23 protein-coding genes are annotated in these 22,488 nt (G+C 66.1%); 8 read left to right on the top strand and 15 right to left on the bottom strand.

All coding sequences use genetic code 11. The annotated features are described in order from the left end of the window. Positions 1-2 precede the first annotated feature (2 nt). On the top strand, positions 3-3,218 hold the full coding sequence (locus ACLBWL_RS03715; protein WP_447790335.1) for an efflux RND transporter permease subunit: 3,216 nt from the start codon (positions 3-5) through the stop codon (positions 3,216-3,218). A gap of 4 nt (positions 3,219-3,222) precedes the next feature. Continuing rightward, on the top strand, positions 3,223-4,701 hold the full coding sequence (locus ACLBWL_RS03710) for an efflux transporter outer membrane subunit (protein WP_447790334.1): 1,479 nt from the start codon (positions 3,223-3,225) through the stop codon (positions 4,699-4,701). A 42-nt stretch (positions 4,702-4,743) separates the two neighbouring features. On the opposite strand, the gene ACLBWL_RS03705 is transcribed toward ACLBWL_RS03710, so the two are convergent. From ACLBWL_RS03705 to ACLBWL_RS03695, 3 genes are all read right to left on the bottom strand, one after another. Beyond that, positions 4,744-5,184 carry a DUF3617 domain-containing protein gene (locus tag ACLBWL_RS03705; protein ID WP_447790332.1) on the bottom strand — a complete coding sequence of 147 codons (441 nt, stop codon included), beginning with the start codon at positions 5,182-5,184 and terminating at the stop codon, positions 4,744-4,746. A gap of 141 nt (positions 5,185-5,325) precedes the next feature. After that, on the bottom strand, positions 5,326-5,745 hold the full coding sequence (locus ACLBWL_RS03700) for a globin domain-containing protein (protein WP_447790330.1): 420 nt from the start codon (positions 5,743-5,745) through the stop codon (positions 5,326-5,328). 158 nt (positions 5,746-5,903) lie between these two features. After that, on the bottom strand, positions 5,904-7,700 hold the full coding sequence (locus ACLBWL_RS03695) for a diguanylate cyclase (RefSeq protein WP_447790328.1): 1,797 nt from the start codon (positions 7,698-7,700) through the stop codon (positions 5,904-5,906). 110 nt (positions 7,701-7,810) lie between these two features. Here ACLBWL_RS03695 and ACLBWL_RS03690 point away from each other — a divergent pair, with 110 nt between their 5' ends. Continuing rightward, positions 7,811-11,194: a class I SAM-dependent DNA methyltransferase gene (locus ACLBWL_RS03690; protein WP_447790326.1), complete on the top strand. Its 3,384-nt coding sequence runs from the start codon at positions 7,811-7,813 to the stop codon at positions 11,192-11,194. Between the two features lie 167 nt (positions 11,195-11,361). Here ACLBWL_RS03690 and ACLBWL_RS03685 read toward each other — a convergent pair whose 3' ends face one another. Then, a complete protein-coding gene (locus ACLBWL_RS03685) occupies positions 11,362-11,604 on the bottom strand; it encodes a hypothetical protein (protein WP_447790324.1) in 243 nt (80 codons plus the stop codon). A gap of 119 nt (positions 11,605-11,723) precedes the next feature. Beyond that, entirely contained in the window at positions 11,724-12,398 is a 675-nt protein-coding gene (locus tag ACLBWL_RS03680) for an outer membrane protein (protein WP_447790322.1), read from the bottom strand. Between the two features lie 175 nt (positions 12,399-12,573). Between ACLBWL_RS03680 and ACLBWL_RS03675 the strand changes: the two genes are divergently transcribed. The 4 genes from ACLBWL_RS03675 (at position 12,574) to ACLBWL_RS03660 (ending at position 15,869) form a co-directional block, all read left to right on the top strand. Further along, positions 12,574-13,269 (top strand): response regulator, encoded by a 696-nt coding sequence (locus tag ACLBWL_RS03675; protein ID WP_447790320.1) that lies wholly within the window; start codon positions 12,574-12,576, stop codon positions 13,267-13,269. Then, complete coding sequence (locus ACLBWL_RS03670) at positions 13,254-14,399, top strand: HAMP domain-containing sensor histidine kinase (RefSeq protein ID WP_447790318.1); 1,146 nt, start codon at positions 13,254-13,256, stop codon at positions 14,397-14,399. The genes ACLBWL_RS03675 and ACLBWL_RS03670 overlap by 16 nt, the downstream gene beginning before the upstream one ends. A gap of 148 nt (positions 14,400-14,547) precedes the next feature. Beyond that, positions 14,548-14,979, top strand: coding sequence for a DUF2147 domain-containing protein (locus ACLBWL_RS03665; RefSeq protein ID WP_447791979.1), 432 nt, complete (start codon positions 14,548-14,550; stop codon positions 14,977-14,979). 44 nt (positions 14,980-15,023) lie between these two features. Then, a complete protein-coding gene (locus ACLBWL_RS03660) occupies positions 15,024-15,869 on the top strand; it encodes a TauD/TfdA dioxygenase family protein (protein WP_447790317.1) in 846 nt (281 codons plus the stop codon). Positions 15,870-15,921: 52 nt separating this feature from the next. On the opposite strand, the gene ACLBWL_RS03655 is transcribed toward ACLBWL_RS03660, so the two are convergent. The 10 genes from ACLBWL_RS03655 to ACLBWL_RS03610 form a co-directional block, all read right to left on the bottom strand. Beyond that, positions 15,922-16,686: a dienelactone hydrolase family protein gene (locus ACLBWL_RS03655; RefSeq protein WP_447790315.1), complete on the bottom strand. Its 765-nt coding sequence runs from the start codon at positions 16,684-16,686 to the stop codon at positions 15,922-15,924. Positions 16,687-16,783: 97 nt separating this feature from the next. Then, positions 16,784-18,016, bottom strand: a complete 1,233-nt coding sequence (gene lysA, locus ACLBWL_RS03650) for a diaminopimelate decarboxylase (protein ID WP_447790313.1) — start codon at positions 18,014-18,016, stop codon at positions 16,784-16,786. 49 nt (positions 18,017-18,065) lie between these two features. Continuing rightward, a complete protein-coding gene (locus ACLBWL_RS03645; RefSeq protein ID WP_447790311.1) occupies positions 18,066-18,329 on the bottom strand; it encodes a hypothetical protein in 264 nt (87 codons plus the stop codon). Next, on the bottom strand, positions 18,326-18,814 hold the full coding sequence (locus tag ACLBWL_RS03640; RefSeq protein WP_447790309.1) for a methyltransferase domain-containing protein: 489 nt from the start codon (positions 18,812-18,814) through the stop codon (positions 18,326-18,328). The genes ACLBWL_RS03645 and ACLBWL_RS03640 overlap by 4 nt, the downstream gene beginning before the upstream one ends. Before the next feature lie 13 nt (positions 18,815-18,827). Beyond that, a complete protein-coding gene (locus ACLBWL_RS03635; protein ID WP_447790308.1) occupies positions 18,828-19,091 on the bottom strand; it encodes a hypothetical protein in 264 nt (87 codons plus the stop codon). A gap of 137 nt (positions 19,092-19,228) precedes the next feature. After that, positions 19,229-19,420, bottom strand: a complete 192-nt coding sequence (locus ACLBWL_RS03630; protein ID WP_447790306.1) for a hypothetical protein — start codon at positions 19,418-19,420, stop codon at positions 19,229-19,231. Beyond that, positions 19,408-19,674, bottom strand: coding sequence for a transposase (locus ACLBWL_RS03625; protein ID WP_447790304.1), 267 nt, complete (start codon positions 19,672-19,674; stop codon positions 19,408-19,410). The genes ACLBWL_RS03630 and ACLBWL_RS03625 overlap by 13 nt, the downstream gene beginning before the upstream one ends. Before the next feature lie 104 nt (positions 19,675-19,778). Beyond that, positions 19,779-20,705: an SDR family NAD(P)-dependent oxidoreductase gene (locus ACLBWL_RS03620; RefSeq protein WP_447790302.1), complete on the bottom strand. Its 927-nt coding sequence runs from the start codon at positions 20,703-20,705 to the stop codon at positions 19,779-19,781. Continuing rightward, positions 20,692-20,886: a tautomerase family protein gene (locus ACLBWL_RS03615; protein WP_447790301.1), complete on the bottom strand. Its 195-nt coding sequence runs from the start codon at positions 20,884-20,886 to the stop codon at positions 20,692-20,694. Before ACLBWL_RS03615 ends, ACLBWL_RS03620 begins: the two co-directional genes overlap by 14 nt. Continuing rightward, positions 20,873-21,343, bottom strand: a complete 471-nt coding sequence (locus ACLBWL_RS03610; RefSeq protein ID WP_447790299.1) for a (R)-mandelonitrile lyase — start codon at positions 21,341-21,343, stop codon at positions 20,873-20,875. Before ACLBWL_RS03610 ends, ACLBWL_RS03615 begins: the two co-directional genes overlap by 14 nt. A gap of 147 nt (positions 21,344-21,490) precedes the next feature. Between ACLBWL_RS03610 and ACLBWL_RS03605 the strand changes: the two genes are divergently transcribed. Beyond that, the gene (locus tag ACLBWL_RS03605) at positions 21,491-22,408 is read left to right on the top strand and encodes a LysR family transcriptional regulator (protein WP_447790297.1); all 918 of its coding nucleotides are present in this window, start codon (positions 21,491-21,493) and stop codon (positions 22,406-22,408) included. Positions 22,409-22,488 lie beyond the last annotated feature (80 nt).

The raw sequence follows: 22,488 nt of genomic DNA, 5'->3' as shown, positions 1-22,488 counted from the left end.
CCATGTCACGCTATTTCATCGATCGCCCCATCTTCGCATGGGTCATCGCGATCATCCTGATGCTGGCGGGTATCCTCGCGATCCGTCAGCTGCCGATCGCCCAGTTCCCCGAGATCGCCGCCCCCAAGGTGACGGTCGCGACGTCCTATCCGGGCGCCGACGCGCAGACGCTCGAGAACACGACGACGCAGATCATCGAGCAGCAGATGAAGGGCATCGACAACCTTCGCTACTTCGCCTCGACCTCGGACGGCTCGGGCAATCTCGCGATCACGCTCACCTTCGAGCAGGGTACCGATCCCGACATCGCGCAGGTCCAGGTGCAGAACAAGCTGCAGCAGGCGACGCCGTTGCTGCCGCAGGAAGTCCAGCAGGCGGGTCTTCGCGTGACCAAGGCGACCGCCAACTTCCTGCTCGTGATCGCCGCCTATTCGGAAAACGGCGCGCACGACCAGGTCGATCTCGGCGATCTGATCGCCTCGAAGCTTCAGGATCCGCTCAGCCGCATCAAGGGCGTCGGCGACACGCAGGTGTTCGGCGCGCAATATGCGATGCGGATCTGGGTCGATCCGTTCAAGATGTCGAACCTCGGCGTCACCGTCGCGGACATCACGTCGGCGCTGACCGCGCAGAACGCGCAGGTTTCGGCGGGTCAGGTCGGCAGCCTGCCGGCGATGAAGGGTCAGTCGCTCAACGCCACCGTCACCGCGCAGTCGCGGTTGCAGACGCCCGAACAGTTCCGCGCGATCATCGTCCGCTCGGCGACCAGCGGCGCGACCGTCAAGCTGTCCGACGTCGCGCGCGTCGAGATGGGCTCGGAGAATTACAGCTTCCAGGCGCGCTACAACGGCAAGCAGGCGGCTGGTTTCGGCGTGAAGCTCGCACCCGGCGCCAACGCACTCGATACCGTCAAGCTGGTCAAGGCCGAGGTCGAACGCGTCGCCAAGCAGTTCCCGTCGGACGTCAAGATCGCCTATCCGGTCGATAACTCGACCTTCGTGCGGCTGTCGGTCGAGCAGGTCGTCCACACGCTGGTCGAGGCGATCGTCCTCGTCTTCCTCGTGATGTTCCTGTTCCTCCAGAATTTCCGCGCCACGCTGATCCCGACGATCGCCGTGCCGGTGGTGCTGCTCGGCTCGCTTGGCGTGCTGTACGCGGCGGGGTTCACGATCAACACGCTGACGCTGTTCGGCATGGTGCTGGCGATCGGTCTGCTCGTCGATGACGCGATCGTCGTCGTCGAGAACGTCGAGCGACTGATCCAGGAAGAAGGGCTCTCCCCCAAGGAAGCCGCCAAGAAGTCGATGGACGAGATCAGCGGCGCGCTGGTCGGTATCGGCCTGGTGCTGTCCGCGGTGTTCCTGCCGATGGCGTTCTTCAGCGGTTCGACCGGCGTGATCTTCCGCCAGTTCTCGATCACGATCGTGTCGTCGATGGTGCTCTCGGTGCTGGTCGCGTTGATCCTCACGCCGGCACTCTGCGCCACCATCCTGAAGCCGTCGAAGCAGGATCACGGCGACAAGAAGGGCTTTTTCGGCTGGTTCAACCGCACCTTCGACAAGGGCATCGGCAAATACGGCAACGGCCTGCGCCGCGTCGAGAAGGGCTGGCTCCGGACGATGCTGGTCTATGCCGTGATCGTCGTCGCGATGGCCTTCATCTTCCTGCGCCTGCCCTCGGGCTTCCTCCCCGAGGAAGATCAGGGGCTGATGTTCGCCCAGGTTTCGATGCCGACCGGCACGCCGATGGAGGAAACCGCGCGGACGATGGACAAGCTGCGCGATCACTTCCTGATCGACGAGAAGAAGAACATCTCGGGCATCTTCACGATCAGTGGTTTCGGCTTCGTCGGCCAGGGCCAGAATGTCGGCCTCGCCTTCATCCAGCTCAAGCCGTGGGAAGATCGTAGCGGTGCCGAAAACACCGTCGCCGCGGTTGCCGCCCGCGCCAACCAGGCGCTCGCCGGAATCCGCGCCGGCATGGTCATCGGCTTCGTGCCGCCGGCCGTGCAGGAGCTTGGCAACGCCAACGGCTTCGACTTCATGCTGAAGGACAATGCCGGCGTCGGTCACGAAAAGCTGCTCGAAGCGCGCAACATGCTGCTCGGCATGGCCAGCCAGGACAAGCGCCTGATGCAGGTCCGCCCGAACGGCCTCGAGGATGCGCCCCAGCTGAAACTGAACGTCGACCAGGCACAGGCCGGCGCGCTCGGCCTCAGCCAGGCGGACATCAACACCACCGTCAGCACAGCGTTCGGTGGCGCCTACATCAACGACTTCATCGACCGTGGTCGCGTGAAGAAGGTGTATGTCCAGGCCGACGCACCGTTCCGCACCTCGCCCGCCGATCTCGGCAACTTCTACGTCCGTGGCACCACCAGCAACGCGATGGCGCCATTCTCGTCCTTCTCGACGACGCAGTGGCAGTACGGCCCTTCACGACTCGAACGTTATAACGGCGTAGCCTCGTTCGAGATCATGGGCTCGCCGGCACCGGGCGTCAGCAGCGGTACCGCGATCAAGGCGATGGAGGAGATGGCGGCCAAGCTGCCCCCCGGCATCGGTTATGAGTGGACCGGTCTCAGCTATGAGGAAAACCTGTCCGCCGGCCAGTCGACCACGGTCTACGCGCTGTCGCTGCTGATCGTGTTCCTCTGCCTCGCCGCGCTGTACGAGAGCTGGTCGATCCCGATCGCCGTGCTCCTCGTCGTGCCGCTCGGCGTGCTGGGCGCGGTGCTCGCGGCGACGCTCGCAGGGTTGAACAACGACATCTACCTCCAGGTCGGCCTGATCACGACGATCGGCGTGGCGGCGAAGAACGCGATCCTGATCGTGGAATTCGCCGAGGAGAAGATGGGCGACGGGATGAACGCGGCCGATGCCGCGGTCGAGGCGGCGAAGCTTCGCCTTCGCCCGATCCTGATGACGTCGTTCGCGTTCATCTTCGGCGTGTTGCCGCTCGCATTGTCGAGCGGTGCCGGCGCCGGTGGCCAGAACGCGATCGGCTGGGCGGTGGTCGGCGGCATGCTGTCCGCGACCATCCTCGCGATCTTCTTCGTGCCGCTGTTCTTCCTGCTCGTGAAGCGCGTCTTCAAGCAGGACAAGACGGATGCGCGCGACGACCGCTCGCATGACGATGACAACCGTGACCGCGCGCGCGACGAAGCCCGCAGGAATGACCGCGACGCGCCCAACGACCAGCGGCCGCAGGAGGCCTGATCCGATGTTGACCCCCATGCTCTCGCGCAAGACCGCGCTCGTGTTCGCCGCCGGGCTCACGCTCGCGGGTTGCAACCTCGCGCCAAAATATGCTCGACCCGCACTGTCCGTGCCGGCGGCCACACCGACCGGTCCCGCGTACGCGGCGACCGATGCGGCGGGCGCGATCATGCCGGCCGATACGTCTTGGGAGACGTTCTTCACCGACGACCGCCTCCGTCGCGTGATCCGCACCGCGCTGGAGAACAATCGCGACCTGCGCGTTTCGGTCGCCAACGTCGCTCAGGCGCGCGCGCAATATCGCGTCCAGCGCGCCGAGCTGTTCCCAACGCTCGCCGCCAGCGGCAGCGCGAGCTATGCGAAGTCGCCGTTCAACGCCATCGGTGGTACCGCCACCGGCGGAACCGGAACCGGAACCGGAACCGGCACTGGCACCGTCGCCGCAGGCAGCGGGCGGACCGATATCTACTCGGCGAGCGTCGGCGTATCGGCTTGGGAAATCGATCTGTTCGGGCGCGTCCGCAATCTGACCAAGGCGCAGCAGGAAACGTATTTCGCAGCCGAGGAAAACCGCAACGCCGCCCAGGTCTCGCTGATCGCCGAAATCGCGACGCAGTGGCTGACGATGGCCGCGGATCAGGACAAGCTGAAGATCGCGCAGGACACCGCCCGTGCCTATGGCCAGACCGTGAAGCTGACGCAGGATCGGTTCCGGATCGGCATCGCCTCCGAACTCGAGGTTCGCCAGGCGAGCACCAGCTACGATCAGGCGCGCTCGGACATCGCCGATGCGACCACGCTGATCGCGCAGGACCAGAATGCACTGAACCTGCTGGCCGGCACGACGGTGACCGCCGACATGCTGCCGTCGACACTCGAAGGCCCCTCACCGACGCTTGAGAACCTGCCCGCGAACCTGCCATCGGAGGTGCTGCTGCGCCGCCCCGACATCGCCGCGGCCGAGCATCAGCTGATCGCCGCCAACGCCAATATCGGCGCGGCGCGCGCGGCGTTCTTCCCGAACATCTCGCTGACCGCGGCATTCGGCACGATCAGCCTCGGGCTGTCGAACCTGTTCGGCAACGGTAGCCAGAACTGGTCGGTCGCACCGTCGGTCAGCCAGACGCTGTTCGACTTCGGCAAGAACAAGGGCAATCTCCGCTACGCGCAGGCATCGCGCGATGCAGCGGTCGCGACCTACGAAAAGAGCGTCCAGACCGGGTTCCGCGAGGCCGCCGATGCGCTGGCGCGACGCGGTACGATCGGTGCGCAGCTCCAGGCGCAGACGTCGCTCCGCGACAACGCCGCAGGTGCCTTCCGCCTGTCCGAACTGCGCTTCCGTGCCGGGATCGACACGTTCCTGACCACGCTCGATTCGCAGCGCTCGCTCTACAGCGCGCAGCAGACATTGCTGGCGGCCCGCCTGACCCGCGACAGCAATTCGGTCGAACTCTACCGCGCGTTGGGCGGCGGTCTTCGGTAACGGCCCAGGGGCGCTCCGGCTTCGAGCGCCCCTCGGTCTTCGCTATTTGGCGACGTGCGCAGCGCGTTGGCTGAGCACGATCTTCATCGGCCCCTTGGGCGTCACGCCGGTCACGATCGCCTGACCGACAAAGCCCGCGCGGTCATATGTTCCGACGCGGGCGATATGCATCGGCTCCCCGCGTTTTTGCGGGCATGTCAGCGACTGCACGTAATGACCGTCGGCGACGCGCTGACCATCGACCCGGCATTGCGCCTTGGGATCCGGGACGAACAGCACGTCGATCGCCTGCGCAGTCGGGATGCTCTTGCGCTCGGCCTTAGACTTGCCGCGCATCATCCGCATGATGAAGCCCGGAACGCCGGGAATTGACAGCTCGACGACGGTGGAGGTGATATCCCAACGCCCCGCCGCGATCGTCGGCAGATCGGCGGCGGTGGCAGGAGCGGCGAGGAGAAGCGCAGCGGCAAGGTTTTTGACCATGGCCCCGCTTACCCGCCACCCCGGTTCTCCACCAGACCGCAGTAAGCTCGGGTAGCTCCCGAGCGCCGCCACACGTTGCGCGGAGCGCCAGTCGGCGAAATAAGGCGCGGAGCGCCAGTGAGCGAAATAGGGCGCGGAGCGCTAGTCGTCGAAATACGCTGCCGAAATCATCACGCCAGCCGTTTCGGCGTAGACAGACTCCCACGCTTTGCGGACCTCGGGCGTAAACCGGCTTCCCAGAATTTCCGAAAATGTGTCGATCAAGACAGCCCCGACGGCTTCGTATTGATACGCCTTCACGCCGTATTCGAGATGTTTCCTGGCGAGGTTCGACAAGGTCGGCTTCAACCGGTCGATGTCCGCGACATTATGCACGAGGACATCGATCGTCTTCTCGAACACGATCGTCTGATGCGTCATGTCGTCGGGGAACAGCGCCCGTGCGAACGGATGACTGAGGAACAGGCGGTGATAGAAGAGTTCGGAATACGGGCGGGGCGAGCGGCCGATCACCGTATAGCTGTCCGTCACGAGCCGAACCTGATTTGCCGTCAAAGACACGTCACCCTCCCACACCGGATGAACTGCACGCAACGCCGAGTATCTCGGTCGGTGCGCGTTGACCGTACCTTATCGCCGGCAACCGCTGCGGAAGCCCCAATCCCCGCCGACACTCCCGCCGACACTAAAGCCGTACGATATCAGATTATTCGCGACATTCAGGCCGAGCGCAACCGGTTTCGGCCGGCACGCTTCGCCTCGTACAGTGCGATGTCGGCACGCTTGAGAATGGCCTGGCCCGAATCCTCGCCGCGCGTCGACGCGATGCCGAGGCTGACGGTGACCATCGGTTGCCGTGCATGCCGGGACTGTTCGACCTTGGTGCGGACGCGTTCGGCGACCTGCAACGCGGTGTCCGCATCGGTATCGGGCAACACGATGACGAACTCCTCGCCGCCGTAACGGCCTATGAGGTCGGTGCTGCGCAAGCCCTCGGCGGCGGACGCGGCGATCCGTTTCAGAACCTCGTCGCCGACATCGTGGCCATGGCGGTCGTTGACCGCCTTGAAATGGTCGATGTCGAACAGGATGACCGAAAGCGCCCGGTCGTCCTCAGGGTCGGATGCGAGGCTGCAATCCAGATATTCGACGATCCGCCGCCGGTTTGCGAGGCCGGTCAGGGCATCGGTCGAGGCAAGGAGCATCGCCGCCTCCGCGCTGCGATCGGCGGCATCGCGCGCATCGCGCAACACCTGCCGCGCATCGCTTTGCTCGGTGATGTCGCGGATCAGGCCGAACAGGCCGATCGCTTCGTCGCAGGACGAATAATCGCGCTCGCCCTGCGTCGCGACATGCCGGACCGCACCGTCCGCGCGTACCAGCCGCGCCTCGAACGCAAACGGCAGGCCATCCGCAAGCGCGCGCGCAACGATATCCGCCACCCGCCCGCGGTCGTCGGGATGATACAGGTCGATCGCCTGCTCCAGCGCGGGGGGCGTGCCCTCCGGCAGCCCGTGGATACGAAAGACTTCCGGCGACCAGAAGATCGTCTGGTTCGACGGATTGACCCGCCAATGCCCGATATGCGCCGCCGCCTCGGCCTGATCGAGCAGGCGGATACGCTCCGACAGATTGACCCGCAGCCGATCGCGCGCGGCGAGCAGAGTCGCCATCGGCAGCGCCGAGACGAACAGCGACAACAGATAGAATTGGAGGAACAGCAGCCGCGTTTCCTGCGACGCGCGGATCAGGAATACCGGGCCGGTCCCCCACCACAGCGCCGACGAGCCGACGACGACCACCACCACGATGCTGACGATCCCGCCCAGCATGCCGCCGCGCAGCACCGCGATCACCACCACCATCATCGGCACGAACAGCATCGGGTACTGGCTCTGAACGAAGGTCGTGACGCTCGCCACCACGGTCAGCACGACGATCCCGATCAGGTTTCGGGTCTCCCGCCGCGACACGCTGTGCCGTGCCGACACCCCGATCTCGAAGATCGCGAGCAACAGCGGCGTCACCAGCAGCATCCCGAGCCACACCGTGCTGAACCACGACAGCATGAAGTCGAATGCCGGTGCGGGCGCGATGCACGTCGCCACCGCCGCGCTGCCCAGCGCGGCGATCGACGAGGCGACGAAGAACGAGGACAAGCCGGACGGATCGACGAACGACACCCGCCGCCCCGATCGCCGCCGCAGCATCACCATCGCGAACAGCGCCTCCAGCCCGTTGGCCGCGCTGAACCCGGCGGCGACGCGGATGCCGGATCCGGCCAGCAGGTTGGCCGCGAAGCTCGCGACGATCGCCGCCACCGCAAACCGCCACACCGCCCGCCGCGGCGCGATCAGCAGAGTCGCGAGCAATATCCCGCTCGGTGGCCAGATCGCGGCGATGCCGTGGACGCCGCGGGTCACCAGCAACGACACCAGCGCGAACGCGAAATAGGCGATTCCGAGCATTACCGGGCCGAGCGGCGACGTTCCCAACCGTGCAAAGATGCGGCGCATGCGCAAGCGTTAGCACCGAAATCGTTAACGGCGTAGTTACCGCCGCGAAACCACCACTGCGCCCAGCTTTCGGTTGCCGAGCGCGCCTCGCCCGCCCTAAGCCTTGCGCCATGGGGGATACCGAGCAACTCGACCGCTTCATCGCGCGCTGGCTGGCCAACGAGGGCGGTGCGGAGCGCGCCAACTTCCCGCTGTTCCTGACCGAATTGTGCGCGCTGCTCGACCTGCCGCACCCCGAGCCCGCCGCCGCCAGCCACCACCGCAACGATTACGTGTTCGAACGCGCCGTCACCTTCCACGACGAAGCCGGCAAGTCGGGCCATGGCCGCATCGACCTCTACAAGCGCGGCAGCTTCGTCCTCGAAGCCAAGCAGAGCCGCGAGCCCGGCGGTACCAAGGAAGTCGTCCTCCCGCCCGAGCAGACCGCCCTCCCCGGATTTGCCACCGCCCCGACCCGCGGCCGGCGCAGCGCGCAGCGCGGCTGGGACGTGCTGATGCGCAACGCCCGCGAACAGGCCGAGCAATACGCGCGCGCCCTGCCGCCCGAGCATGGCTGGCCGCCGTTCATCCTGGTGGTCGATGTCGGCCACGCGATCGAGGTGTTCGCCGACTTTTCCGGCCAGGGAAAGAACTACCGCCAGTTCCCCGACCGGTCGGGCTTCCGCATCTATCTCGACGACCTGCGCGATCCCGAGATCCGCGCGCGGCTGCGCGCGATCTGGCTCGATCCGCACGCGCTCGATCCCGCCCGCCATGCCGCCGCGGTCACGCGCGACATCGCCAAGCGGCTCGCCAGCGTCAGCAAGCTGCTCGAGGAGCGCGGCTACCAGCCCGAGCCGGTCGCGCATTTCCTGATGCGCTGCCTGTTCACGATGTTCGCCGAGGATACCGGCCTGCTCGACCCCGGCAGCTTCACCGACGTGCTGTCCGACGCGCGCGCCAACCCGGAGAGCTTCGCGCCGATGCTCGAGGATCTGTGGCGGACGATGGATACCGGCGGCTTCTCGCCGGTGCTGCGCAAGACCGTGCGCAAATTCAACGGCGGGCTGTTCGCCGAGCGCACCGCGATCCCGCTCCACAAGGAGGAGATCGGCGAACTGTACGAGGCCGCCAAGCACGTCTGGACCGAGGTCGAGCCGGCGATCTTCGGCACGCTGCTCGAACAGGCGCTCGACAAGGTCGACCGCAAGCGGCTCGGCGCGCACTACACGCCGCGCGCCTATGTCGAACGGCTGGTGATCGCGACGATCATCGAGCCGTTGCAGCGCGAATGGGAAACCGAAGTGCTCGGCACGGTCGAGCGCGAGCGCACCACCGATCCGGTGGGGGCGATCCGCGCGGTGCATGATTTCCACGTCAAGCTGGCAGGCACGAGGGTGCTCGACCCCGCCTGCGGCACCGGCAATTTCCTGTACGTCGCGCTCGAACTGCTGAAACGATTGGAGGGCGACGTGCTCGAAGTGCTCGCCGATCTCGGCGGGCAGGAGGCGCTGGCGCTGGAGACCACCACCGTCCACCCGCGCAATTTCCTCGGCCTCGAACTCAATCCGCGCGCGGCGGCGATCGCCGAGCTCGTGCTGTGGCTCGGCTATCTGCAATGGCAGATGCGCAACGGCGGCCAGATCGCCGACCCGGTGCTCGAACGGCTCAGCAACATCAAGGCGATGGACGCGGTGCTGAAGCACGACGCGCCGCGGAGGCGCGACGACGGCACGCTCGACGAATACCCCAACCCGCGCCGGCCGGAGTGGCCGGAGGCGGATTACATCGTGGGCAACCCGCCTTTCATTGGGGCGAAGTGGTTCCGAGAACGGCTCGGCGATGGCTACGCGACTGCGTTGTGGAAAGCGCATCCCAAGATCAATAAGTCCGCCGACTTCGTGATGTACTGGTGGGATCGCGCGGCGGAACGACTGACCGACAAAGGTACGCGGCTGAAGCGCTTCGGCTTCGTGACGACCAACTCGATCACGCAGGAGTTCAGCCGCCGGGTGATGGCCGCGCGGATGGACGCGCGCGCGCCAATCAGCCTGGTGATGGCGATCCCAGATCATCCGTGGACCAAGGCCACCAGCGACGCGGCGGCGGTAAGGATCGCAATGACAGTTGCAGAAGCAGGATCGACCGTAGGCTTATTAGCGGAGCTAATACGAGAAAGTGGCCTGAACACCGACGCTCCATCAATCGAAATTGAGGAGAAATTTGGCAGGCTTGATGCAATGCTGCGTGTGGACAGTTCGGCATCGAAACTGAAGCCTCTTCGTGCCAACGATTTCGTCTCCTCCCGAGGTGTAACTTTATTCGGCTCCGGCTTTATGGTGGCCCCGAATATGGTGGAGCATTTAGGTTTGAGCCGCCGCCCTGAACTGGAAAAGCATCTCCGCCCATACCTTAACGGCAGAGACATAATGTCTCAATCTAGAGGCCTCTTAGTTCTAGATTTCTTGGGCCTAACTGAACATGAAGTTCGCTCGCGATTCCCCGAAGCATATCAAAATCTGCTCGTTCGGGTAAAACCCGAGAGAGACTTGAATAATAGGGCCAGCTACCGAGAAAACTGGTGGTTATTTGGTGAACCTCGGAAAGATATTCGCCCTGCGCTAGACAGTCTTGATAGGTTTATCGTGACCCCCGTGACGTCTAAGCACCGCGTTTTTACATTTCTGCCGACCACTATTTTACCCGATGACGCATTAATCGCGTTCGCGTTTCGGGACGCCTTTATGTTGGGCGTCATGAATTCGTGCGCGCACGTCTCATGGGCTCGCCAAACGGGGAGTACTTTAGAGGATCGGCCGAGATATACCCCATCGCTTTGCTTCGACCCGTTCCCCTTCCCCGACGCTTCACCCGAACAGCGCACGATCATCGGCGATCTCGCCGAGGAACTCGACGCGACGCGCAAGGACGTGCTCGCCGAACACACCGACCTGACGCTGACCGGGCTCTACAATCTGCGCGAGAAACTGCGCCAGCACGGGCCGTTCACCGATGGCGAGCAGGACCAGCGCCGCCGCGGCCGGATCGACATCATCGCCGAGCTGCACGACCGGATCGACGATGCGGTCGCCGATGCCTATGGCTGGCCGCGCGACCTGACCGACGAGCAGATCGTCACGCGCCTCGTCGCGCTCAACGCCGAGCGCCATGCCGAGGAACAGGCGGGCAAGGTCCGCTGGCTGCGACCCGACTACCAGATCGCCCGTGCCGGCCTGACCGCGCTGCCGGTCGCCGCCAAGTCCGCGCAGATCGAGGCGTTGCTGCCCCAGGCCAAGGCGAAGAAGCCCGCCTTCCCGCGCGAACCGATCGGCCAGACCGCCGCGGTGCTCGCCGACCTGCGCGGCGCCACCGCGCTCACCAGCGCCGATATCGCGCGCCGCTATGCGCAGGGGCTGAAGGCCGAACCGCGGATCGCCGCGACGCTCGCCGCGCTGGTCCGCCTCGGCCACGCCGCGGTCGAGAACGGCCGCTACACGCTGCGCCGCGCCGCTTGAGCGCGGGGTCGGGAGCAGGGGGCGGGGTGCCGGAATCCCTGCCCTTTCGTGCCTCGCGGTCGATAGCCCCAGCAGCGGTGCCGTCGGCTCAGAACAGGCTTCACGCTCCCTCTGCAAAACGCGGGTGCGGCTACATCTCCACGCCCACGCCCCGCGCCCGCGCGGCTCTACCGGCACAGCCTGGCCACCATCGGCGACACCAGCGCGAGCAGGACGATCGTGACGATCAACATGAGCAGGGTCGCGATCATGTGGTCGTCGATCGCGTCCGCCAGCCGGTGTTCCGCAGCCCAGGCAAACGCGCCCATCGCCGCCGCGACCATCATCACCGCGATCGTGCGCCAGCGAGACCGGCGGGGTCGCGGCGCGGCGATCGTCCGATCGGTGCCGGGCAGAATCGGGATCAGCATGGCGGTGTCCTCCATGAGAAATTGCCGCGCACCGTCGCTCCCGCCCTGTCGTGCGAGGGCGGGAGGTCGAGGGGGCAGACGCGGCGGTTAGAAGATGTGGCGTTTAGAAGATGTGGCGCCTAGAAGATGTGGCGGACGCCGATCGTGCCAGACAGCGTGCGCAGCGTCGGTTCGTACCGGGTCGCGACGCCGGCATCCTGGCCGCCGAAGGCGAGCTTGCTGGTCTGCGAATAGCGGCCGCCGACCTCGATCGTGGTCTTGGGTGCGACGTTGATGCCGATGCCGGCATCGCCGTGCCAGGTCATCCCCCAGTCCTTGCCCGAATAGCTGCTGCTGATCCCGCTCGCGCCGACCCGCGACAGGTTGGCATCGACCCGCGAGGCGCCGATGCCGCCGCCGAGATACGGCACGAACACCGCGTGGAGCGGAATGTCGACATACCCCGACACGCTGACGTTGTACGCGCGGGTGCGCCCCGACGCCGGCAGAGCGTCGGTGCCGAGGTCCTTCAGGTTCAGGCTGTTGCTGTTGTAGCCGATCGTCTGCTCGACGCGGAACATCCCGAAATCATAGCCGCCGCCGATCTCGCCGGTCAGCCCGGTCTTGTACTTGGTCTTGTCGTCGAACTGCGACGGGAGCGTGTCGACGTCGAACTTCTGCTCGGAATTGACCGAAGCGCCGGCGCGCGCGACCGCGTAGATGCCGCGGGCGGGCTCGTCCTGCGCCTGGGCGGCGGCGGTCAGCGATGCGGCCGCGCCGAACGCGATCAGGCTGGCGAAAACGAAACGAGTCATGGAAAAGCCTTTCGAGTGGATCCCGCCGTTCCGGGCGGTGTCGAACAGGCTGATGGCGGAGCACGATGAAGGCGCGTCGTGGGGTTGGTGTAGAGACGATGGAGCGCCGCCTCCATCGTTCGTCCACAGTCCGAGGCGATGGCCGACCACGACCAGCGACGATAAGGACCCTCACGTGACCGACCGGATATTGATCGTCGAGGACGAGCGAGAGATCGCCGAGCTGCTCGCGGCCTATGTCGAGCGCGCCGGGTTCGCGGTGATCAAGGCGACCAATGTGCAGGAGGCGATCCGCGCGCATGCCCAGTCGAACCCCGCGCTGATGCTACTCGATATCGGCTTGCCGGGCGGCGACGGGCTCGACGTGCTGACGACCATCCGCCGCCGCGCGGATACGCCGGTGATCATGATCACCGCGCATGACGACGAGGTGACCAAGCTGTCGTCGCTGCGGATCGGCGCGGACGATTATGTGGTGAAGCCGTTCAACCCGTCCGAAGTCGTCGAGCGTATCCGCGCGGTGCTGCGCCGGACGCAGGGCGCGACGAACCGGCGAACGCTGTCGGTCGGCAGTTTGCGGATCGAACTCGATGCGCGGGTCGTCAGCTGCCGCGCGGCGGAGGGCGAGGATGCCGTCCGGATCGCGCTGACGCCGAGCGAGTTCGAGATCTTGGCGCACATGGCGCGGCATCCGAGGCGCGCGTTCTCGCGCGCCGAACTGCTCGAGGCGGCCTCGCCCGACAGCGAGGCGTACGACCGCGTGGTCGACAGCCATCTCTCGAAACTGCGGCAGAAGCTGACCGCCGCGGGTTGCGTCGACATGATCGAGCCGGTCCGGGGCATGGGGTATCGATTATGGTCGGACTCCTGAACCGGATCGTCACGCGGATGGTCGTGCTGGCCGCCGCGACGACGATCATCACGATGCTGCTCGGGCTGGTCGCGTATATCGCCGCGATCCATTACCGGCTCACCGTCACCACGCAGCACATGCCGCCCAAGGCGCGCGAGCAACTGGAGTATCTGGTGCGGACGCACCAGGAGGGCAGCGATCGGTATTTCGACCTGTTCGACCGCTACGGCGCCAAGGCTCCGGCGATCACCGACCTGGGGTTCGTCGCGACGATCGCGCTCGTCTCGATCCTGGTCGGCGGCGGCGTGGCGGTGATCTTCGCGCGGCGGATCAGCCGGCCGATCACCGCGGTGGCGAAGGCCGCGGCTTTGGTCTCGGCGGGTGATCGCTCGGTCCGCGTCGAGCGTGGCCGAACTTCGGGCGAGACCGGTGCGCTGATCGAGAGCTTCAACCGGATGGCGGCCGACATCGACGCCTATGAGCGCGAGCGCACCGTGCTGACCGCGGGCATCGCGCACGAACTCCGCACGCCGCTGACCATCCTGAAGGGACGGCTGCACGGTCTGGCGGACGGGGTGATCGATCCCGCGACGGGCGAAGCCGATCGGCTGCTGCGCCAGGTCGAGCATCTGTCGCACCTCGTCGAGGACCTGCGCACGCTCGCGCATGCCGATGCGGGCGAGCTCGATCTCGATCGGCGGCCGGTCGATCTGGCCGCGCTGGTCGGGATGGCGGTCGGCGACCTGCGGGCCTCGGCGGCCGAGCGCGACGTCGTGCTGGTCGAATCCTACGAGCCGGTGACCATCCACTGCGACCCGGTCCGGCTGACCCAGGTGATGACCAACATCCTGACCAACGCGATCAAGCACGCGCCCGATCGCAGCCGCATCGACGTCGTCGTGTTCACCGCGAGCGGCCAGGCGATCGCCAGCGTCACCGACGAAGGCGAGGGCTTCGCGCCGGCCGACGAGAGGCGCATGTTCATGCCGTTCTGGCGCGCCGGGAGCGACAAGCTGGCCGGCCGCCCCGGCAGCGGCGTCGGGCTGACGCTCGCCGCGAAGATCGCCGAGGCGCATGGCGGGCGGATCATGGCGAAGAACCGCATCGACCGATCGGGCGCCTGCTTCTCGGTGTGGATTCCGCTTTGACCTGAGTCGCGTTCTCGACCGGCTCGCCATCCGCCCTCCATCCGGCCTCCATCGTCCGCTGTTCAAAGGCTCCGTCGGGGATCGTCCCGGCCGAGGAACGGCGCCCCCGGCATCGGTGGCGCACGCGGGAGATTGAAGAATGTCGAAGATGCAGGATGGACGCCTCGCCGTTATGGCGACGGCGCTGATTGGGGCGCTGATCGGGACTGCGTCGAGCGCGATCGCCGCCACACCGGTGACGGGCACGTGGATCACCGACGAAGGCAAGGCTCTGGTCCGGATCGCACCGTGCGGCGACGCGATCTGCGGCACGATCGTCAAGGTTCTGAAGCACGAGCCCGGCAAACCGACCACCGATAGCGCCAATCCCGATCCGTCCAAGCGCAGCAACCCGATCGAAGGCACGGTCATCCTGAACGGGTTCACCGACGCCGGATCGATCTGGAAGGGCAAGATCTACAACCCCGACAGCGGCAAGACCTACACCGCCAAGCTCGCGAAAAATCCCGACGGAACGCTCAAGGTCGAGGGCTGCGTCGCGTTCCTGTGCCGTGGCCCGACCTGGCAGCCCGCACGCTGAGCCGCGCGCAACCCACACCCAGGGGCCCAATCCAGGAGCAGATCATGACGACATCGACGACCGCAGGCACGCGCCTGCGCAGCGAGCGCGTAAAGGACGCTATCGGCAGCCGCGTCCTCAACGACAAGAGCGAACTTCTCGGCGGCGATCTGGCCGGCGACATCCGCGCCATGCTGGAGGCGCGCGGCGTGCTGGTCTTTCCCGAGATCCACTTCACCGAAGCCGAACAGATCGCGTTCACGCAGACGCTGGGACGGCTTGCGGCCGAGGGGAGCGATGGTCGGATGACCGCGAAGATCTCGCTCGACGCGAGCGAAAATCCGGCGGCGGCGGCGTTCCTGAAGGGCTCGCTGTATTGGCACATCGACGGCACCAACAGCGACGTGCCGATCTTCGCCTCGCTCCTGTCCTGCGTGGTGCCCGCGCCGAGCGGCGGCAATACCGGCTTCTGCAGCACCTATGCCGCGTATGACGCGCTCTCGGCGGCGGACAAGGCGGCCTATGACGGGCTGCGCGTCGTCCACGCCCCCTGGGCCTCGCTATTTTATTATCAGCCCGAGCCGAGCCTCGCGATGCTGACCACGATGCAGGCGCTGGGCGAGCGCGAATTGCCGCTGGTGTGGACGCACGGGTCGGGGCGCAAGTCGCTCATCCTCGGCTGCACCGCGCGCAACGTCGTCGGCCACGACGATGCGGCGAGCGTCTCGCTGCTCGTCCGCTTGCGCGAATGGGCGACACGCGCCGCGTTCAGCTACAGCCACGTATGGCAGACCGGCGATCTGGTGATGTGGGACAACACCGGCACGATGCACCGCGCCGAAGCCTACGACCCCGCCTGCGGCCGGCTGATGCTGCGGACCAAGCTCGAGGGTGACGAGGCGTTCGACTGATCGCGCGTCACGCCAACCCCCGTCACGCCAACCCCCGTCACGCCAACCCCCGTCACGCCAGCGCGCTGCGGTAGAAGTCGAGCGTCAACGTCATCGACTGCAGGAACAGCGCGGGATCGTAGCGCGGCCCCTCGTCGCGCAGGAACGCATGCTGCGCGTTGAGCTCGTGCCACTCATAGGCAGCCCCGACCGCTTCGAGGCGCGCGCGGATCGCCTCGCGACCGGCAAAGGGAACATGCGGATCCTGCCGCCCCCAGACGAACAGAATTCGCGCCTTCAGTTCGGCCATTCGCGCCAGGCTGTCGTCCGACCGCCCGGCGCCCAAGGTCCCCGAATGGATATCGGTAGGATAGAAACAGACCGCCGCCGAGACGCGCGGATCGAGCGCCGCGCGAAAGGCCAGGTGTCCGCCGAGGCAGACGCCGAAGCTCCCGAGCCTGCCGTTGCAGGCTGGATGCGCCAGCAGCGCGGTCAGGGCGGCAGCCGCGTCGGCATCGAACGCCGCGACCGGCTTGGTGATCTTCAGCGCGTTGCCACGGTCGGTGCCCACCGGGTCGTAGGTCAGCACCGTGCCCGCCGCTTCATACTCGTGATAGACCTCGGGCACCGCCACGACATAGCCGTTGCCCGCGATCATCGCCGCCAGCCGGCGGATCGGCGCGGTGACCTGGTAGATCTCGGAATAGAGCAGCACGCCGGGAAACCGCCCCTCGATCGCCGGCCGGAACAGATGCATCCGCATCGCGCCGCCCCCTTCGCCACTCCCCTCGACCCCGGGTACGGTGACATCCAGGGTTTCGTCGCTGCGCAAAATCATCCGCTCATCCTCATGCCGGTGCTGGGCAGGTTTCTAGCCGCCATAGAGCGGATCCGGCGAATCCAGTAGAGCCGCAGGCAGTGATCGATCGTCACGGCTACGCGGCGAACTCCTCGGGCAGATAGCGATCGGCGACGATCTCAAAATGATCGCCGTCGACCAGCACCTGGGGGCACAATGCGCGGCAGTTGTAGGTCGACGCCATCGCCGCGCCATACGCCCCCGTTGCGTGCAGCACCGCCAGGTCACCGCGGCGGACGCGATCAATGTCCCGCGCGACCGCGAACACGTCGCCACTCTCGCAGATCGGGCCGGCGATATTGGCGACCATGTGCTCGCCATCGGGGATGACCGCCTCGAACCGGTGGAACGCATCGTACAGCGCCGGCCGGGCGAGGTCGTTCATCGCCGCGTCGACGATCACGAACGGATGATCCGCGCCGGGCTTCACCCAGATCACCCGGGTCAGGAGCACGCCGGCGAGCCCCGCGACGACCCGGCCCGGCTCGAACGTCAGCTCGACGTCCCAGTCGCGCGTGACCTTGGCGACCATCGCGGCATAGGCGTCCAGCGTCGGGACGATATCGTCGGCGCGGTACGGGATGCCGAGCCCGCCGCCGAGATCGACCCGGCTGATGCGATGCCCCCGCGCGCGCAGATCCGCCACCAGCGTGCCGATCCGCTCGTACGCATGTTCGAGCGGCTCCAGATCGCGCAACTGGCTGCCGATGTGGAGCGCGACTCCGACCAGGTCGAGCCCGTCGAGACGCGACAGCCGGTCGTACATCGCCGGCACATCGGTGATCGCGACGCCGAACTTGTTGCCGCGCCGCCCGGTCGAGATCTTGGCGTGCGTGCCGCCATCGACGTCCGGGTTGACGCGCAGGACCGCGGTCGCCCGCCTGCCCCGCGCCCGCGCCAGGGCGGCAAGCACCTGGCCTTCCTCCTCCAGTTCGAGGTTGAACTGGCCGACCCCGGCGGCGAGCGCGTCGGCGAGTTCGCGGTCGGTCTTGCCGACGCCCGAGAACACGATATCCGACGCCGCGATCCCGGCCTCGAGCGCACGCCGCATCTCGCCACCCGAGACGATGTCGGCACCGAACCCGCACCCGGCGAGCAGGTACAGCACCGCGCTGTTCGGGTTCGCCTTGACCGCAAACGCGACGCGCACGCGCGGCAGGATCGATAGCGCCGCCCTGAACCGCCCCGCCGCATCGCGCAACGCGGCGGCGGAATAGACATGGACGGGCGTCCCCACCGCCTCGGCGATCGCGGGCAAGGGCACGTCTTCGGCGCACAGCACGCCGTTCTGCGGTTCGAAACAGGTCATGGTCACTCGCTATCCGCCTGTCGCTATCACGCGATCAGGCCGGTGGGGCTCAGGAATGCGGCGGGTCGAGCCGCCGGCGCAGGCGGCGCAAACGCACGGCGTGGATCGCCTCGGCGGTGTGACAATGGCCATGCCGTTCGGCGCGAAGCGCGACGACGACGCGCTTGCCGTTGATCGCCAGCGTCAGGCCGAGCAGCGCGATCGGAAACAGCAGCATCGCCAGCGCCGACTCGTTGAGCGCCGCGGCGACCGTGCACGCGCCGACGGTCAGCACGACGCCGATCCCCCGCCACACGGTATCGCGTCGCGTCATGCCGCGACGCCACGCGCGTAAGACGCCGCCCGATCGTCGATCACCAGCCGCCCGGCCTGCCGCAACGCCGCAACCGCGTCCGGCCGCCATTCGTGCGCCGCAACGCCGTGGCACAGGACGATGTCGGCGGGCAGGTCGTGCTCGGTCTGCAACGCCACGACCAGGTCGGCGACTTCGAACGACACGCCGATCGCCGGGTCGGCGGCACGGTTTGCGGCGGCCCGCGCACGCCCGATCGACGAGGGCGATCGATCGATTCCCCGCGCCTCGATCGCGGTGAAGCCGAGCGCCCGCGCATGGTGCGCTGCCTGCAGCAACAGCGTTCCGGCGCCGCACTCGGCATCGACGATCCGGACGGCGTGCCGGCCACCGGTGCGCAATGCCGACAAGACAGCCACGATCTGCGGCCAGCGCGAATCGTGGATCACCGTCCTCGCTCCCGTAACGGCAGCGCGCGACCGGACCGGCAGAGTATGAACGTTCATGACACTGTCTCCCTCACGCCGCCCGCGGCAGCGCGCGTTCGTCGCGGCCGACGGGAGCAAAGGACACCAGCGGCGTCAGCGGCCGGTCGGCGATCTCGACGCTCGCATGGTAGATATCCCGCTCGGCCTGCGCATAGTGCAACGCCGCGGCGTAGGAGATGAAGCGGCCTTCAAGGGTGCGCTTGCTGTCCTGGACGAGCCAATGCCCCGCGCGATCCTGGCCGACATAGATGACGAGCCCGCTAGGGTCGGGTTCCGAGATGGGTTCAGACGACATGTCGCCCTGCTGCCTTTCGTGACGCGAGCGTGCTGCCCGCCCGGACCATCTACGGCGCACGGCATAGTGATTCGAGATTGATCCACGGCGATCGCATAGTGCGCGCATAGTGTTCGCTCGGTTGGGCGTGATTTTGATTACTCGCGCATACGCGCGCGGACAGCATCATCCTGACCGCGGAGCGGCTCATATTGCCATGCCGACTGGTATTGCCATGCCGACTGGTTAACCCCGGTCAGCTTGCAGGCGCGACGCTCGGAGAAGCCGTGGTCCCCCATCAGCCTCTCCACCGCAGCGTAGCGCTCGGCAGACCGGGTCAGTTTTTCCAAGCAGATCCTTCAGCGCCGACACGTCTAGCATCGACTGCGCCAGCAGCTTCTTCAGCCGGAGGGTTCTCCTCTTCCAGCGTCCGTAACCGCGCCGCCTCCGACACCGTCATCCCGCCGTACATCGACTTCCAGTCGGGGAACGTCGCATCGCCGGTGCCGTGCTTGCGGGATAGCTCAGTCGTTTTCACGCCAGCCTCATGCTCGCGCAGCACGCCAATGATCTGATCCTCTGTAAATTGGCCTCGCCGGATCAATATTTCTGGGAAACACGTCGCTGCGACACTGGTTTGCGGTCTTGCAAGTCAGCCCCGATTGATCGGATGGTTCAGGCGAAAGTGACTCGCACCATCAACTCCGGTCAGAGAGACCAGCCCCCATCGACGGACACCGCGGCGCCCGTGACGAACGCACCCAGATTGGCGCTCATCCAAAGCACGGCATCCGCTATCTCCTCGGGTTTGCCCAAGCGCCCGACTGGTTCAAGATCTATCGCTTTCTGGATGTCGCCGTTGGTGAAGCGATCCATCATGGGCGTTTCGATGTTACCCGGCAGGACCGCGTTCACGCGAATGTTCTGCTTGGCGTAGTCGAGTGCGGCGGCCTTGGTCAGGCCGATAATGGCGTGCTTGGATGCGGTGTAGGAGGCGCCACCCGCGACGCCGCGAACGCCGGCACCCGAGGACGTGTTGACGATCACGCCGCTCCCCTGACGCACCATCTGTGACAGCTTGTGCTTCATGCAGACGAAGGCACCGCGCAGGTTGATGTCGAGGATGCGATCCCATTCGTCGAGCTCGATCTCGTGGACCGGCGCAGCCTTGTTCTCGACGCCGGCATTGTTGAACGCGATGTCAAGCCGGCCGAAGGTTTCGACCACCCGGCCAACGGCGACCTCGACCTGATCCGGCTTCGACACGTCGCACGGGATGACCAACGCCTCGGCCCCCGCCTTCCGCAGCGCATCGGCCGTTTCGGACAGAGCATCCTCGGTTCGATCCAGGATGGCGACACGTGCGCCCTCGGTCGCAAAGGCAATGGCCGTGGCACGGCCGATGCCACTGGCCGCACCGGTAATGAAGGCGACCTTGCCGGTGAAACGATGGGCATTAGACATGGGAAAACCTTTCAGATGAAGGGGAAGGACAGCCGATAAGGCGCCGTTTTCTATGAGGCGCCTTTTCTGTAAGGCTGGCGTGGTCGATCCGACGGCCGGGCGGGGCTGCTCGCCATAGCCAGGCTGCTTAGTCAGACTGGCCCATTTTCCAACGATGTCAGGCTCGTACACCTTCGATGTCCATTCGGCAGGAGCGGACTTCCTCGTTCGCGACCGACAGCGCGTCCTCGCCGTATCCAAGCGCTTCCATCACGCCGTGCGTGATGGTCTCGGTCAGGCGCTGCTTCTGGTCGTCGGACTTGCCGGGCCAGAGCTTTACGAGGACATGCGGCATGGCCTTACTTGCCGCCAAGCGGTGCGAGATAGTCTTCGTCCGTTACCTTCTCCATCCACGTAACGGGCGTCCCGTTGATCGCTTCCTGGATGGCAACGTGGGTCATGCCTTCATGCGGCGTCGCGCCGTGCCAGTGCTTGTGTTCGGCAGGGCACCACAGGATATCGCCGGCGTGGAACTCGAGCTTTGGTCCACCCGCGATCTGCGTCCAGCCCACGCCCTCGGTCACGATCAGCGTCTGACCGGCTGGGTGGGTGTGCCACGCCGTGCGCGCACCGGGCTCGAAGTGAACGATGGCGCCGGATACGCGCGACGGCTCGTCGCGCTGGAACTGCCCGGTGATCGTTGCCTTGCCGGTGAAATATGCTGCTGGGCCGTCCACGGTCTTCATGTCAGCTTTGCGTTCAATGCTCATGTCGGTCGCTCCTTGCTGCGCCTGTGCGTTCACGGGCAGCAACAGCGTGGCGAGGGCCATGCCGATCCTCATCATGATTGCCGCCCTTCCAATCCGCCTATCGTCAGGATGACGATCATCTCGAACCGCAATCTAGGGTGGCGGAGACACCGGCATTAGCCGCCCCGCCAGCAACGAGCCGGTGAACGATGCTCAACAATGGTGTAGATGGTCGCGATGAAAATGAGCCGAGCAGACCTGGCGGACTTCGCCTATTTCCTGGCGATTGCCAGGCACGGCAGCTTCCGTGGTGCGGCGATCGCGATGGGCGTCACCACCTCCGCTCTCAGCCACGCGATCACGGCGCTGGAGGGGCGCCGCGGCGTTCGACTCTTGAACAGGACGACCCGCAGCGTCACGCTGACCGCGGCCGGCGAGGAGCTTCAGGCGACCATCGAAGCTCCAATGCAGGTCATCGCTGCCGCAAGCGAGACCCTGGACCGCTATCGCGACGCCCCGGCAGGCCGCGTCAGGATCAACGTCCTCGAAGACGCGGTCGAGCTACTGCTCAAGCCGGTCATGCCGATCTTCGTGGACCGCTATCCGGAGGTCGCGATCGACATCAGCGTGAGCAATCGCATGATCGATGTCGTCGGCAGCGGCTTCGATGCCGGCATCCGCTATGGCGGCACGGTGCCCGAGGACATGATCGCGCAGCGGCTGTCCCCGGATCTTCGCTGGATCGCGGCAGCCTCGCCGACGTACCTTGCGCGTTTCAGCGCGCCGGCTGACCCGCAGGACCTGCAAAACCATCGCAGCGTCGGCATCCGCCTGGGCAACGGTCAGGTATATCGTTGGGAATTCGAGCGCGACGGCAACGACGTCTCCATTGTTACGCCTGGCCCGCTGACTGTCGATGCCAGCCACGCCGCCATCGCTTTCGGGCTATGCGGTGCAGGAATCGTCTACGCGACGGAGGCCGCGCTTCGCCAGCATCTGGACAGCGGAGCCTTACGACCGGTTTTAGAGGACTGGTCGACCGCTGGTAGCGGTTTCCATGTCTATTATTCCGGACGCCGGCACCTCCCGACCGGGCTGCGCCTGCTCATCGATCTCATCCGGGAGGTACAACCGCTACGGCGCTGAACGACGGGGCGCCCAGCGATCATCATCTCTCAGTATGTCTATTGACGTACTGCCCATTTCCAGGCCGCTGATGCGTTAGT

It is taken from the genome of Sphingomonas sp. M1A8_2b (assembly GCF_053345535.1).
The sequence above is the reverse complement of the archived record's forward strand: the minus strand, read 5'-3'. Positions and strand labels throughout refer to the sequence as shown.

Coding starts and splice junctions, on each gene's coding strand:
- ACLBWL_RS03715 (WP_447790335.1), top strand. CDS start 3: ATGTCACGCTATTTCATCGATCGCCCCATCTTCGCATGGGTCATCGCG.
- ACLBWL_RS03710 (WP_447790334.1), top strand. CDS start 3,223: ATGTTGACCCCCATGCTCTCGCGCAAGACCGCGCTCGTGTTCGCCGCC.
- ACLBWL_RS03705 (WP_447790332.1), bottom strand. CDS start 5,184: ATGGTCAAAAACCTTGCCGCTGCGCTTCTCCTCGCCGCTCCTGCCACC.
- ACLBWL_RS03695 (WP_447790328.1), bottom strand. CDS start 7,700: ATGCGCCGCATCTTTGCACGGTTGGGAACGTCGCCGCTCGGCCCGGTA.
- ACLBWL_RS03690 (WP_447790326.1), top strand. CDS start 7,811: ATGGGGGATACCGAGCAACTCGACCGCTTCATCGCGCGCTGGCTGGCC.
- ACLBWL_RS03685 (WP_447790324.1), bottom strand. CDS start 11,604: ATGCTGATCCCGATTCTGCCCGGCACCGATCGGACGATCGCCGCGCCG.
- ACLBWL_RS03680 (WP_447790322.1), bottom strand. CDS start 12,398: ATGACTCGTTTCGTTTTCGCCAGCCTGATCGCGTTCGGCGCGGCCGCA.
- ACLBWL_RS03670 (WP_447790318.1), top strand. CDS start 13,254: ATGGTCGGACTCCTGAACCGGATCGTCACGCGGATGGTCGTGCTGGCC.
- ACLBWL_RS03665 (WP_447791979.1), top strand. CDS start 14,548: ATGCAGGATGGACGCCTCGCCGTTATGGCGACGGCGCTGATTGGGGCG.
- ACLBWL_RS03660 (WP_447790317.1), top strand. CDS start 15,024: ATGACGACATCGACGACCGCAGGCACGCGCCTGCGCAGCGAGCGCGTA.
- ACLBWL_RS03655 (WP_447790315.1), bottom strand. CDS start 16,686: ATGATTTTGCGCAGCGACGAAACCCTGGATGTCACCGTACCCGGGGTC.
- lysA (WP_447790313.1), bottom strand. CDS start 18,016: ATGACCTGTTTCGAACCGCAGAACGGCGTGCTGTGCGCCGAAGACGTG.
- ACLBWL_RS03645 (WP_447790311.1), bottom strand. CDS start 18,329: ATGACGCGACGCGATACCGTGTGGCGGGGGATCGGCGTCGTGCTGACC.
- ACLBWL_RS03640 (WP_447790309.1), bottom strand. CDS start 18,814: ATGAACGTTCATACTCTGCCGGTCCGGTCGCGCGCTGCCGTTACGGGA.
- ACLBWL_RS03635 (WP_447790308.1), bottom strand. CDS start 19,091: ATGTCGTCTGAACCCATCTCGGAACCCGACCCTAGCGGGCTCGTCATC.
- ACLBWL_RS03610 (WP_447790299.1), bottom strand. CDS start 21,343: ATGGCCCTCGCCACGCTGTTGCTGCCCGTGAACGCACAGGCGCAGCAA.
- ACLBWL_RS03605 (WP_447790297.1), top strand. CDS start 21,491: ATGGTCGCGATGAAAATGAGCCGAGCAGACCTGGCGGACTTCGCCTAT.